This window comes from Bacillus cereus (assembly GCF_015071065.1).
In the GTDB taxonomy this organism is placed as follows: Bacteria; Bacillota; Bacilli; order Bacillales; family Bacillaceae_G; genus Bacillus_A; species Bacillus_A cereus_BA.
The window spans coordinates 100,762-114,426 of sequence record NZ_VOVA01000003.1 but is presented as its reverse complement, the minus strand read 5'-3'; the positions used below and the strand labels follow the sequence as shown (position 1 = coordinate 114,426).

Sequence of the window (13,665 nt, the reverse complement as noted above, 5' to 3'; positions counted from 1 at the left end):
CATTAATACATTGGAAGGGAAAGGAGATTAGTATGCATAAACTTCAAACGAATAAAGGCGCTCGATATATGATGATTGCTTTTATTGTTTTGTTTCTTACTATGCTTTTACGTATATTTTATATTCAAGCAGTAGGAGTCGTGCATAATGTTAATGTAAAAGATCTTGCGAATGAACAACAAAACAAAAATGGAGTTCTTGAAGCAAATCGTGGGACAATTTATGATCAAAACGGTAAAGTATTAGTCCAAGACTCAACGACATATCGCATCGTTGTAAACTTAAAAGGAAAAGATAAATTAAAAGATAAGGAAGATACTGCACAACGTTTAGCAGATGCACTTGAAGTTGATAAAGAGGAGATCATGAAAAATTTTCATGAAGGACGTACGCAAGTTGAAATTGGTAAAATTGGACGTAACCTATCTAGAGAAGCGAAGGAAGAAATTAATAATTTGAAAATACCAGGTGTATCGTTTAGAACAGAAAAAGCCAGAGTATACCCAAATGAAGATTTCGCTTCGTATATACTTGGTTTTGCAAGACCAGACGATAAAGGTAATGCGAAGGGGAAGTTTGGGCTTGAAGAAAGTTTGGATAAATATTTACGCTCTACAAACGGAAATGTAGAATATGTAGGTTCACGAAAAGGTATCCCACTTACAAATGATATAGGAAAAGTAGAACCTGCTAAAAATGGAAATAACGTATATCTTACGCTTGATAAACAAATTAATAGTTTTTTAGAAGACGCGATGAACAAAGCGGAGCAACACTATGATCCTTCTATGTTAGTAGGAATCATTGCAGATCCAAAAACAGGTAAAGTTTTAGCAATGTCTAGTAAGCCTAGTTATAATCCTAATAAGGGAGACATTGAATATTTTTTAAATGATCCAATTGCGAACGCATTCGAACCAGGGTCTACAATGAAAGTTTTTACATTAGCTGCTGCAATTAATGAAGGCGTATATAACGGGAAAGAATATTTCCAATCAGGAAAATACGCAGTTGGTTCAGCAGAGATTAAAGATCATAATGGCGGCTATGGATGGGGCTCAATTACATTTGATGAAGGGTTTGAACGGTCATCAAACGTTGCTTTTTCTATTTTAGAAGACCAATTACTGAAACCAAATAAATTCAAGCAATATATGAACAAATTTGGTTTCAATCAAAAAACAGGGATAGATTTGCCTGGAGAAAGTAAAAATACATTATTGTTAAATACTCAAATTCAACAAGTTACTACTTCTTTCGGCCAAGGTTCAACTGTAACTCCTATTCAAATCGTACAAGCGGCCACAGCTATAGCAAATGACGGGAAAATGAAGCAACCTTATATTGTTGATAAGGTTGTAAATCCAACAAATAAACAAGTTATTATGGAAAATCAACCTAAAGAAATAGGGAATCCGATTAAAAAAGAAACTGCAGATAAGGTAAGGAACTTAATGGAGCGTGTTATAACATCATCTAAAGGAACGGGAACGATGTATAAAATTGATGGTTATCCGATTGGTGGTAAAACAGGGACAGCGCAAATTCCGAATCCTGAAAATGGACGATATATGGAAGGGAAAGATAATTATATTTTTTCATTCTTAGGAATGGCTCCGATTGATGATCCGCAATTAGTCGTATATTTAGCCATTAAGCAACCTAAATTAAAGGGGAATGAATACGGTGCTCAGCCTCTTGCTGAAATTTTTAAACCAGTTATGAAAAATAGTCTAGAATATTTAAAAGTGAAACCATATACAGAAAAGCAAATGGCAGATGCAACAAAGCAATCTGAAATAAAAGCACAAAATTATGTAAATCAAACGATGGATACTGTAAAAAATATTGCAGAAAAAGAGAAACTTCAGCCGGTATTATTAGGAGAAGGAAAGATAATAAAACAGTATCCACAGACTGGCGAAGTAATGAGTGAAGGAGATCGCATATTTCTAGTAGGAAGTAATGTGAAAATGCTTAACCTAAAAGGTTGGTCAATGCGTGATGTTATGTATTTCTCTAAGTTGTTGAAATTAGATGTAAAAACAACAGGTACAGGGTATGTAACGAGTCAAAGCATTGAAAAGGGACAATATATACAAGAAGGTGATACTTTAAAACTAGATTTGGAACCACCTCTAGAACCATTAGCAGAAGCGAGTACAAATTAATATAGAATTTTGTAAGAGTCTATAGTATAATAGGCTCTTTTTTGTTTGAGTTACAAGTAATTTCACGCACCGTATTTTTTTATAATAATATTAAATTAAGCAACCAAATTACATGGATGTTCTTTTTTATCAAAAAACTGATTATTCTTTTTAATCATTTACAATATAAAACCTATATGATACTATGAATAAAATTACATGCGATGATGAGAAGAGTAGATAAAATGAATTTTTCACAGAGAGCTCCATTTAGCTGAAAAGGAGCAAAAATTCTTTATTGAATCAAGCCTCTGAGCAGCACATCGGAACCTTTAACGAGAGGGGGGTGGTGTGACGGGAGCTCCCGTTATAGAGCTAAGGTATAAGCATTTTTAAATGCAGTACTTGATAAGGTTAATATGGAGACATATTAATAAACTAGGGTGGCACCGCGATGATAAATCTCGTCCCTAAGACTTTAAGTCTTGGGGGTGGGATTTTTTTATTGGTTTAAAACAATTTAGAAAGCGGGTGCCTAAAATGAAAAAACTACTTAAAGATTGGAAATATCCTTTATTACTACTGTCCGGAGTTGGTATTGCAAATTTAGGTGCATGGATTTACTTAATAGCACTTAATGTACTTGTCTATAATATGGGTGGATCAGCTTTAGCTGTTGCTACTTTATATGTAATTAAACCATTTGCAACCTTATTTACAAACGCTTGGGCAGGAAGCATGATAGATCGTTTAAATAAACGAAAGTTAATGATCCATCTTGATATATACCGCGCAGTATTTATCGCCATTTTACCTTTGCTTCCATCTCTTTGGATTGTTTATCTATTCGTATTCTTTATAAGCATGGCCAGTGCGATTTATGAGCCGACTGCTATGACGTATATGACGAAATTAATACCAGTAGAACGAAGACAACGTTTCAACTCACTACGTAGTTTAATAGGATCTGGTGCATTTTTAGTTGGTCCAGCGGTAGCGGGTGTATTATTAATAGCGAGTACACCAGAGTTTGCTATATATATGAATGCTATAGCATTTCTGTTATCAGGGCTAATTACATTACTTTTACCTAATCTTGATAAAGAATACGATTCTAATACATCAAGTGATAAATTGTCTCTAGCTTTACTAAAAAAAGATTGGAACATAGTTTTAAGTTTTAGCAAAAAATCTGTGTATATAGTATGTGTTTACTTCTTATTCCAAGGGATGATGGTATTAGCTACCGCAAATGATTCACTGGAATTATCATTTGCGAAAGAAATTTTATTGTTAACAGATAGTGAATATGGCTTTTTAGTTAGTATCGCTGGAGCGGGTTTTATTTTAGGAGCCATAACAAATACAATTTTATCAAAAAAATTAGCACCTTCATTTCTAATTGGAATAGGATCATTATTCATTGCAATCGGATATTTGATTTATGCTTTTTCAAATGAGTTTTTAATGGCTGCTATCGGATTTTTTATTTTATCTTTCTCTATGGCATATGCAAATACAGGATTTTACACATTTTATCAAAATAATATTCCTGTTCATATGATGGGACGGATCGGAAGTATATATGGGTTTGTTATTGCGGCAATAACCATTTTTATAACGATTCTGTTCGGCGTTGCAACTCAATTCATTTCTATACAACTTGTAGTCATTGTAGGAGTATTAGTAATGCTACTTATTACTATCATATTGTGCGTGTTTACTTTATTACCATCGCAGTCTAAGATATATTCCGCTGAATCAATAAATTCGAAATAGCCCCCTTGGTTTTTATTTGAAAATTAGGGGAGGAATAGGAGGGTTTTTTTCCCTATATATGGAAAAATGATAAGAGGAAAGAACAATACCGATAAACAAGGGTGGTTATTATGCTAAAAACAAAAGATCAAATAGAGAAAATTGTAAAAGGAATACATCAGAATATAGATTTTTCTGGGGTAGTCTTAATAAAAAAAGATGATGATATTATCTATGAAAATTCGTTTGGATATGCTAATCGAAGTGAATGTATAAACAATACACTACAAACAAGATTTGGAATTGCCTCAGGATGTAAATTATTCACTGCTATCAGTATCTGTCAACTTGTTGAAAGAGGTGTAATTACTTTTCATACAAAGTTAAAAGATTGTCTACATATTAAATTCCCAAACTTTAATGAAGATATTACAGTACATCAACTTTTAACGCATAGTTCGGGTATTCCAGATTATTTTGATGAAAGTATCATGGATAACTTTGAAGATCTTTGGAAACAGACCCCTATGTATCTTTTAAAAAGTTTAAAAGACTTTTTACCATTATTCCAAAACAGTAATATGATGTTTACACCAGGAAGTAAGTTTTACTATAATAATGCAGGTTTTATTATACTTGGATTAATTATAGAACAGCAGACAGGACTTGAATTTACGGAATATATAGAAAAAAACATATTCGTTCCAGTTGGCATGAATAATTCAGGCTATTTCTCTTTAGATAATTTACCAAAACATACAGCTCTCGGATATATAAAGGAGGTAAATAGTCAAAAATGGAGAACAAATGCATACTCTATACCCATAAAAGGAGGTTCTGATGGCGGTGCTTACATTACTGCACCAGACATGATGAAATTTTGGGAAGCTCTATTTAACAACGAAATATTAAGCCACGAATATACGAAGTTACTTTTAACTCCTCATATTTTGGTGAATAATAGCCAGTCTTACGGCTATGGAATATGGATTGAGAAAAGACAAGAAAATATTTTTAAATATCATGTAATGGGATATGATCCAGGCGTGAGTTTTCGCTCGGCCGTATACCCAGACCTAGGAATTACATTAGTTATTCCATCAAATAAAGGGGCAGGACCTGAAAAATTAATGGCAGAAATAGAAGGAGCTTTTTGATTACATGGACATTAAGATTAGGGCGTATAAACAAGACGATGAAATAGGCTGGGTACGTTGTCGTGCGTTATCTTTTTTAGATACAGCATATTATGATAATGTATTTAGAGCGAAAGAAAAATATGAAAATCCTGCTATTGAATTAGTAGCTGTACATGAAAATCAAATAGTGGGTTTAATAGATATTGAATACGAATTAGAAGAACGTACTGTTTGTTCAAGAGGAACTGGTCTTGGCGGTATGATTTGGCATATTGCAGTTCATCCCGATTTTCGCAGAAGGAGAATTGGTAATCAACTATTAAATGAAGCAGAAAAGATAGCTAAAGAACTCAAGCTAAATCGACTGGAAGCATGGACTAGGGACAATCTGTGGGTACATGGATGGTATGAAAAAAATGCTTTTGTAAACGTAGATTCATATTTACACGTATATTCTGATCATACAGATGAAATAAAAGATGTAATAAAAAGTAATATAAAACAGTTAAATCCGGTTCAAACATTTGCTCATTACACAGGTGAAAATAAAGAAGAGATAAGAAAACAATTTAAACGGGTTCATGATTGCATCTGCTTTGAAAAGTATTTTAGTTAATGTGTGATAAGCGATAAATTAAAAACCTTCATTTAATTTACAAAATGAAGGTTTTCTTTAATGAACTGTAATTCTATACAGATAAAAATCAAATTATACGCATTTAAATTTTCCAGTTTGATATTTAAGTTGCAATTTACATTATTATATATAAGAATAATGATGTATAGTTTTGATATTGATCTGAAGGGACGTGTTAGCAATTTGCATATGATAAACGGTAGTTTATTTATTATTTTGGGAGTTATCTGTTATTTGATTGTACGAAGTATTTTAATTGGGATGAAAAATAAAAAGCATGTAAATTGGTGGAAAGAATTAATTAGTTTTCTATTTGTAGTATACATTTGTATGGTTGTTTCAGTAACTTTATTCCCTTTACCAATTGGTTTTCCTTCTAGTGTTGAAAATCTTAGTCGTTCAGTCAATATTATCCCCTTTGCATCAATTATTAAAGATATTGGTCAAATAGGGAGTGCTTATGATGGTGATGTCCTATTTATGACTAGTTTAATCGTAAGAAATGTAGGCGGAAATATTTTATTATTAATGCCTTTAGGATTTTTAGCACCAATAATATGGGATACATGTAAAAAGATCAAAAATACAATTTTATTAGGTTTTGTTATATCAGTTTGCATTGAATTATTACAATTAATTGAGTCGTTATTTAGTGGATGGGGTCGCATTACTGATATTGATGATGTAACCTGTAACGTTCTAGGCTCTATTATTGGATTTACTATTTATAAAATGGCTTTAAAACTAGCTGCTAAACTTAACATTCAAGTATTAGATAAAGCTAATTCTAAAGGTGTAGAATCTATTGATAACTAAAAGTTTAAACGAGTTCATGGATGTACTTGTTTTGAATAAAGGTACTAAAAGACGTACGAGTAAAAAGTACGTCTTTTTACTTTTATAAATAATGCTTAAGACTGATGGAAGATTACATTCCATATTTTACAATTAAAAGTAGCTATTGTATTTCAAGTATGGAATAAAGAAAGGAGAATATAATTTTTAAAGGGAAACGTGTAAATAGGGGGGATTTAATTGGATATTATCGTTGTTATTCTTATTATCGTTTTAATGCAAGGGAAAGAACGTAAAGTGAAAATTAATCGTATTTGGCTTGTTCCAGCTTTATTGTGCTATGTAACAATTCAGTCCATTGTTCACATGGAGCAAGTAACTTTATTGCAAGGACTTCTCTTCGTTGCAATGCTTGGAATTGGATTGGCCCTTGGAATTATTAGGGGGAAAGCTTTAACATTTCGGTTAGATAGTGAAACGGGTCATGTATTACGAAAAGGAAATTGGTTAAGTACAATTATTCTCCTTGTTATTTTAGGTGCAAAAATCGTGATTAAGCAAAGTATGTTTTCTGGCAGTACGCACTCCACATTAATGGTTGTAACGAATGCCTTCCTCTGTATCACATTAGGTACAGTAATTAGTAGACGATATTATATTTGGAAAAAATATAATGAATTAACACAAAGAGTATAAAAAAATTCATCCCTTGTTTAACAATCTTTTGAATGGTGATACTAATTAACATTGAACTTTTTACAATAAGGGATGATATTATGATTTTTATCTATACAGACTTCGGTGGAACACATACAACCTCGCTAGCTGCAGCTTATCATTTAAATAAATTACCAACTGATCGAAAGTTAACGAAAGAAGAAATTTTAAATGTGGAGTACTTTAATCAATTGAAAACAGAAGATATGGGGAAAATTATTTTTCATGGACAAGATGAATATGGGAATCCCGTATATACAATTGGATGCGGGGCATCAAAGGTCGTTGTACCTGCGATGAAGCATTTAGGAGAGATTCTGCAAAAACATTATCAAAACAATGATAAGATTATTTTTTCTAATACATCACCAACAGTTCCATTGCCAATGACTTTAGGCGGTTTGTTTTCTAGAAGATTTCATATTGATTTTATTGGTGTACCGTTACTCGTATGGGGAGCAAAAATTTGCTGCGATAATATACAACGACTTGTCAGTTACACGAAAGAAGCTGGGCAAATGACGAATGATTATGTTGTTATTTTAGATAACGAAACATTTAAGTAATGTAATGTTAAAAGAAGACCGGGAAATTTTACGGTTTTCTTTTTTTTGACACATAGACAAAAAATATTCACATTTATTATACATCTACTATAGCCAAAATAATAAAGTCCTGTTACTATTACAGGGGATATTCTCTTTTCATAAGATAAATATATAGAAAAGTCAGAAAAGAGGAACAGAATAAGGGAGGAACAACATGAAGCGTGTTGCTTGGTTTACTGATAGTACAACTGCGAGTTTTACAACAGATGGTGATAACTTTGTTATCCCAATTGAAGTTATTATTGATGGAGTGTCTTATAAGGATTGTGAAGAAGGAGTTCATAAACGTCTTTATGAAGCGTTAAATGACGGAAGAACGGTTACTACTTCGCAACCTAACATAGGGGAAATGGTAGAATTATTTACTAAATGCAAAGAAGACTATGAAGAAGGCTTTGCAGTTGCTATTAGCGGAAAAGTAAGTGGGACCTATCAAAATATGAAGCTAGCTGCTGATATGGCAGGTTTCCCTTTAACTGTATTAGATAGTGAAACGACAAGTTATCCAATGGATGAACTTTTGAGAAAAGCTAAAACGTTATACAATGATGGTATGACTTTACAAGATATACATAAAACATTAGTAGATGAAAAAAGAAGGCCTTTTTATGTATTTCCAAAAAGCTTAAAAGGTTTATATGCAAGTGGTCGAGTAAAGGGAGTTCAATTTTTACTTGGAAGTCTATTAAGTGTTAACTTAATCTTAGAAGTAAAAGGTGGAGAACTTTTACTTGAAAAGAAAGTGCGTAAAATCCAAAAATGTAGAGAATACATTAAAAATGAGCTTGAAAAAGAATTACCTAAAGTACTTCATATGTTCTATGCTAACGATAAAGATGGAGCTGAAGAATGGATTTCAGATATTAAACAAGCATTCCCTGAAATGGATTTCAAACTTTATCCATTGCCAATTTCATTTGCTGTTCATGCCGGTGAGGGCACAATAGCAATTAGTTATTAAAAGTAAAACCCGTGAATTATTCACGGGTTTTTTACTATATAAAACCTTAATTACATCATCCTCGTATCATAAATAATAATGTATAGATAAAAGGATTTTCTACTTTTAAAAAAGAAGTATGTATAAACAAAAATTATAATGGTAGTGATATTATGAAAATCGGAAAGTTTGGAGAAATAAATAATATAAGTATAGATACGATTAGACATTATATGGATCTTGGACTAATTATTCCCGAAAAGAAGGGTGGCCACTATTTTTTTGATGAGTATTGTCAAAAAGATGTAGCGCTTATATTAGAGTATAAATGGCTAGGTTTTAGCTTGAATGAAATTAAAGAAATTTTTCTTTATAAAAATTTAGCAAAGTCTATGAATTACGAAAAAGATACTTTTTACCAATCTTTATTTAAAGTGAAATATGAACAGATTGAGCAGGAAATACAAATTTTAGAGCAGAGAAGAGATAAATTAAAGGAAGTGTTAAATGATTTATCTATAACAAATGAAACTCCGAATTCTATTATAGGGATAGATTTAAGCGTACTTCAGTTACTTACATGTTCTAAGTGTAGCGAAAACCTAATTCTTCAAAATGGAATTATTAATAGCAATCAAATTATAGAGGGGAATTTGACTTGTAACTGCGGCGAAGAATACGTTATTACTTCAGGGATTATAACAGCAGGTAAATCGTTTGAAAGGTCTGACAGGGCTTATTTTGAAGATCATATTTCAGATTATATCCATGCAACTGATTCTTCTTATTTGGAGAATATACATAGAGCAGGAGAATGGGCGAAAAAGAAACTAAAACAACTAGATATAAATGACAAAGTACTGCTTGATATAGGATCGGGTCTTGGGTTCTTTTTACGAAATATTTATGAAGAGCTGCCAGAAGATTGCTTATATATTGCTGTTGATCGAGATTTGAATAAACTTCTATTTTTAAAAGATATAATTGAAAGAAGAAACTCCAAAAGAAACATTCTTTTTATTTGCGCTGATTTTTTAAGTATACCTATTCAGAACCATTCTGTTGATATTGTAATTGATCAGTCTGGTACAAGTAATTATAGTTTTGAGAATGAAATCTTTTTGCTGCATGAATTAAATACCCTTTTTAAACATGATTGTTATATGCTAAGTTCATTTATTTTATTTAAAAATTTCAGCATAAATAGCCAAATTCCAACTAGATTCCGAGAAAATTTTATGTCTTCAAAAGTTAAGGAAGAAATACAAAAGTTACAGTTTAATTCCATAGATGAAAGAACTTCAAAATTTATGGAACGCGGGGGGAAATACGAAAATTTCTTTGTCAAAGGAGAAGAAATTTATACATATTCATTTTTTGGAAAAAGACGGGGTTAACCCCGTCTTTTTTAATTTTCCCTCTAAAAGTTTTTAATAATAGCATATTGATATTGGGTTGACCCGAGAACTTACACTGTACGTAATACAAAGTTAAGCGGGAGGGAAAAGTTATGGAGAGTTTACGAATACATTTACAAAATGCAAAAAACAATCAAGAACTAAGAAATATTTGTCTCTATGTAATTGGGAAAACAGTATCAATATTTGGTAGCTCTATTTATAGTTTCGCATTAGGGTTATATGTTTTACAAATAACCGGATCAGCATTAAATTTCGCGATTACGCTCATATTAGGAACTATTCCAATGATTGTTATGAATCCATTTGCCGGCGTAATCGCAGATAAGGTTGATAAAAAGAAGCTGGTTATTTGTATGGATCTACTAAATGGTGGCTTATTCATCGCTGTTTATATATTAAGCAGCAATTATGGATTAAACTTATTCATCATTTATGCTACTACCTTTCTTATGTCTGTATTTACAACATTCTTTGGAATAGGGTTAGAAGCCGCAAAACCAAATATCGTCTCTAAAGAGAGATTAATGAGTATTAACTCTATAAGTAAAATTATCGATTCTGTATCTTTAATTCTCGGTCCTATGTTAGGTGGCATCGTTTTTGCTGTATTAGATATAAAAACTTTTATAATGATAAATGGTATTTCATTTATTCTTTCGGGCATATCCATATTGTTTATTCACTTTAAATTGTTCGAGTACAACATAAATGTAGAATGTCCAAAAAGAGAAATTAATTTTATTAAAGATATAAAGGAGGGGTTTTCTTACTTAATTGAAAAGGAAAGCTTAAAGAATACGTTTAGTATTTTAACTTCACTTAATTTCTTCTTAGGTTTTGCTGTAACTGTTCCATTGCCATACATTATAAACACGGTTCTTGATCTCAGTTCTAAAAAATTAGGTATGATACAAGGGACTTTCCCTATAGGGATGATATTAGGGGCCCTATTAGTTAGAAAGATAACTGATCGTTTTTCTTACTCTTATCTTTTGAGACAGCTAAGTTTTATGTTGGCAGTTTTTATGATTATTTCAGGGATACCAGTTTTATTCAAAAGTTTTGAAGTAAATGATTTTATATATGTTTTTACGTATTGTATTATTATGTTCTGTTTAGGACTAATTATAGCGCTAATAGATATCCCTTTAGCTTATTTCATGCAAAAAGAGATTCCTGATGAATATAGGGGAAGAGTACTCAGTATTCTATAGCAATGGCATTATCAGGTATATTATTAAACTATGTTCCAGCCTATACTATTCCAATTGTAGGAGGAATCTTTTATCTAATATTGAATAAGGTTTCTTCAAATCGTTTAATATTAGAAATTCATTCTAAAGATTATAGTGTTTAGTAGCTTCTTAAATTATTTATTAAGAAGTGTTATAAAATTAATTATAGAATAGTATCTGATTGTCCATAATTTTACTAGAGGAGTATGTTTCAGTGTGGAAAGAAACGAATGCAGTAATTCTTGAAAGTGAGTTTTCGAGATGCACCTTTGGTAATGAGTTTACACAAGAAAACTATAAAAGAAGAGAACAGAGAAATAGGCTTAGAAATGTTCGATTTAATTTGGAATGTATGTGATTTAGCGAATAAATTAGAAATTGATTTGGATGAAGCATTTCAGGAGAAGATGGAAATTAACCGAGATAGAGTGTGGTGAAGATACATATGATAATTTCTTATGTGAAAGTTTAAAACGCTCAGGCACTATGCTCAGAGCGTTTTAATTCGTTAGATAAAAAAGAGTTTGTGAAATGCTAGTTGTTTAGAGGGTGTTAAATATTGTAAAATGAAAATGGTACCAAAAAAAACATATGGTTACCGAAGGTTTAGGGGGCGGAATATGAAACAAAGAATCTTAACAGAAACAATTCATCAAATTCAAACGAAGGGATTTACATTTACAATTAATGACTTAGCAAAACAATTAGCTGTGAGTAAGAGGACAATCTATGAGCACTTCTCTTCAAAGGATGAGATAGTAGATGAAGTTATTCGTAATGTAATAGAAAGTATTCAAGAAACGGAAAAAAATATCGCTGAAGATGATGCGTTACAAACAGTTGAAAAAATAAGATGCATCTTAATTTGTATTCCACAACAATTTAAATTCATGGATGCACGTTTATTAGTAGAACTAAAAAAATACCATTATAATCAATGGTTGAAATTAGATCAGTTTTTACGTGAAGGTTGGTCTACTGTAATCGGATTAATAGAAGAGGGAATGAGAGAAGGGAGTATTAGACAAATTCAAGTTCCATTTTTTATTGAAGTATATTTAGGAGCACTGAATCGCATATATGATCCTATGTTTATTGAAAAGAGTGATTATACATTGGGGAGTATGCTTGAATCTATTATGGACATGTTACTGTATGGAATTTCTAATTCAAAATAGAAGGTGGGAGAATAATGCAGTGGATTTATTTATGCTTAGCAATTTTATTTGAAGTAGCGGGTACAACTGCGATGAAACTATCTGATGGATTAACGAAATTTGTCCCAAGTATTCTTATTTTTGTATTTTATGTAGTAAGTTTTTCATTTCTGTCATTTGCATTAAAGGGGATGGAGGTGTCCGTTGCGTATGCGGTTTGGTCAGGTATGGGAATTGTTACGATTACAATAATTGGTTTCTTTTATTTTGGAGAAAGTATCAATGTAATTAAGATACTAGCGATTCTTTTTATTTTAATTGGAGTCGTGATCTTAAATTTTAATAGTGCGGCACATAAAGAGAAGAACAAAGAAATGGTGGAGGAGCGTGTACATTGAACCGTTTAAAATATTTTTTCCTTATTACTGATATTGGGTTTATTATATATTGGTTCATAACAATTTTTCATATGATTCCACAAGAATATTTGTTTAAAGATTATCAAAATCCTATTTTAGTTGCATGGAACTGGTCTTTTCTACCTTTAGATTTATTAATCTCATTGACGGGATTTTTAAGTTTGTATTTGTATTCTAAACAAAAGCATATTTGGAGCCATTTTGCGTTCTTATCATTAATTTTAACTTTTTGTTCAGGATTGCAAGCTCTAGCATTTTGGACAATCCGTTTAGATTTCGATATTTCTTGGTGGATTCCAAATTTATATTTATTAGTTTATCCATGCTTTTTCTTAAAAGGTATTTGGAAAGAGTGTGGATGGTATGATACTAACATGAGATAATAGAGAAAAGAATTCAATAGGTATAATCGGAGCGGAAGAAGAAAGTGAACTTAAAATAGGGGTATCGCCATCAAGTTAAGAAATACATTGCTCCTCAAAACGAAAAAAACGAACTGAATTCCCACGGACAACTATGAAGAGATAAAATTTTCGTTTTGGGGATACTTCAAAATCTTAGCTTAATGGGCATGGGGTACCACCAACATTTTGATACAAAACCCACACTAATACGTTTTATAGAATTTAAAAAACAGCCTTCCTTACGTTAAAGGAAAGCTGTTTTTTAAATTGAACTCAAAATTTCAT

The 13,665-nt window shown here is 31.6% G+C and carries 12 protein-coding genes, 2 pseudogenes and 1 other annotated feature; all 14 genes and pseudogenes read left to right on the top strand.

What is annotated here, in order from left to right; genetic code table 11:
• The first annotated feature begins 32 nt into the window (after nt 1–32).
• On the top strand, nt 33–2,171 hold the full coding sequence (locus FT637_RS11190) for a penicillin-binding protein (protein ID WP_193646356.1): 2,139 nt from the start codon (nt 33–35) through the stop codon (nt 2,169–2,171).
• A 194-nt stretch (nt 2,172–2,365) separates the two neighbouring features.
• Nucleotides 2,366–2,625, top strand: a binding site (T-box leader).
• A 65-nt stretch (nt 2,626–2,690) separates the two neighbouring features.
• The gene (locus FT637_RS11185) at nt 2,691–3,929 is read left to right on the top strand and encodes an MFS transporter (RefSeq protein ID WP_193646355.1); all 1,239 of its coding nucleotides are present in this window, start codon (nt 2,691–2,693) and stop codon (nt 3,927–3,929) included.
• 110 nt (nt 3,930–4,039) lie between these two features.
• Nucleotides 4,040–5,065: a serine hydrolase domain-containing protein gene (locus FT637_RS11180; protein ID WP_193646354.1), complete on the top strand. Its 1,026-nt coding sequence runs from the start codon at nt 4,040–4,042 to the stop codon at nt 5,063–5,065.
• A gap of 4 nt (nt 5,066–5,069) precedes the next feature.
• A complete protein-coding gene (locus tag FT637_RS11175; RefSeq protein WP_193646353.1) occupies nt 5,070–5,663 on the top strand; it encodes a GNAT family N-acetyltransferase in 594 nt (197 codons plus the stop codon).
• A 204-nt stretch (nt 5,664–5,867) separates the two neighbouring features.
• A complete protein-coding gene (locus tag FT637_RS11170; RefSeq protein WP_193646702.1) occupies nt 5,868–6,500 on the top strand; it encodes a VanZ family protein in 633 nt (210 codons plus the stop codon).
• Between the two features lie 219 nt (nt 6,501–6,719).
• Nucleotides 6,720–7,175, top strand: a complete 456-nt coding sequence (locus FT637_RS11165; RefSeq protein ID WP_193646352.1) for a DUF1453 family protein — start codon at nt 6,720–6,722, stop codon at nt 7,173–7,175.
• 80 nt (nt 7,176–7,255) lie between these two features.
• Nucleotides 7,256–7,762, top strand: coding sequence for a DUF3189 family protein (locus FT637_RS11160; protein WP_193646351.1), 507 nt, complete (start codon nt 7,256–7,258; stop codon nt 7,760–7,762).
• 196 nt (nt 7,763–7,958) lie between these two features.
• Complete coding sequence (locus FT637_RS11155) at nt 7,959–8,765, top strand: DegV family protein (protein WP_193646350.1); 807 nt, start codon at nt 7,959–7,961, stop codon at nt 8,763–8,765.
• 152 nt (nt 8,766–8,917) lie between these two features.
• The gene (locus FT637_RS11150; RefSeq protein WP_193646349.1) at nt 8,918–10,141 is read left to right on the top strand and encodes a methyltransferase domain-containing protein; all 1,224 of its coding nucleotides are present in this window, start codon (nt 8,918–8,920) and stop codon (nt 10,139–10,141) included.
• 113 nt (nt 10,142–10,254) lie between these two features.
• Nucleotides 10,255–11,522: pseudogene (locus tag FT637_RS11145) on the top strand (MFS transporter).
• A gap of 183 nt (nt 11,523–11,705) precedes the next feature.
• Nucleotides 11,706–11,837, top strand: a pseudogene (locus tag FT637_RS11140) (pyrophosphatase); the annotation flags it as partial.
• Nucleotides 11,838–12,020: 183 nt separating this feature from the next.
• Nucleotides 12,021–12,578: a TetR/AcrR family transcriptional regulator gene (locus FT637_RS11135; RefSeq protein WP_193646348.1), complete on the top strand. Its 558-nt coding sequence runs from the start codon at nt 12,021–12,023 to the stop codon at nt 12,576–12,578.
• Nucleotides 12,579–12,592: 14 nt separating this feature from the next.
• Nucleotides 12,593–12,955 carry a DMT family transporter gene (locus FT637_RS11130; protein WP_193646347.1) on the top strand — a complete coding sequence of 121 codons (363 nt, stop codon included), beginning with the start codon at nt 12,593–12,595 and terminating at the stop codon, nt 12,953–12,955.
• Entirely contained in the window at nt 12,952–13,359 is a 408-nt protein-coding gene (locus FT637_RS11125) for a YvaD family protein (protein ID WP_193646346.1), read from the top strand. The genes FT637_RS11130 and FT637_RS11125 overlap by 4 nt, the downstream gene beginning before the upstream one ends.
• The last annotated feature ends 306 nt before the right edge of the window (nt 13,360–13,665 follow it).

Excerpts from the sequence above, each read along its gene's own strand:
- FT637_RS11190 (WP_193646356.1), top strand. The coding sequence starts at position 33 with ATGCATAAACTTCAAACGAATAAAGGCGCTCGATATATGATGATTGCT.
- FT637_RS11185 (WP_193646355.1), top strand. The coding sequence starts at position 2,691 with ATGAAAAAACTACTTAAAGATTGGAAATATCCTTTATTACTACTGTCC.
- FT637_RS11180 (WP_193646354.1), top strand. The coding sequence starts at position 4,040 with ATGCTAAAAACAAAAGATCAAATAGAGAAAATTGTAAAAGGAATACAT.
- FT637_RS11175 (WP_193646353.1), top strand. The coding sequence starts at position 5,070 with ATGGACATTAAGATTAGGGCGTATAAACAAGACGATGAAATAGGCTGG.
- FT637_RS11160 (WP_193646351.1), top strand. The coding sequence starts at position 7,256 with ATGATTTTTATCTATACAGACTTCGGTGGAACACATACAACCTCGCTA.
- FT637_RS11155 (WP_193646350.1), top strand. The coding sequence starts at position 7,959 with ATGAAGCGTGTTGCTTGGTTTACTGATAGTACAACTGCGAGTTTTACA.
- FT637_RS11150 (WP_193646349.1), top strand. The coding sequence starts at position 8,918 with ATGAAAATCGGAAAGTTTGGAGAAATAAATAATATAAGTATAGATACG.
- FT637_RS11135 (WP_193646348.1), top strand. The coding sequence starts at position 12,021 with ATGAAACAAAGAATCTTAACAGAAACAATTCATCAAATTCAAACGAAG.
- FT637_RS11130 (WP_193646347.1), top strand. The coding sequence starts at position 12,593 with ATGCAGTGGATTTATTTATGCTTAGCAATTTTATTTGAAGTAGCGGGT.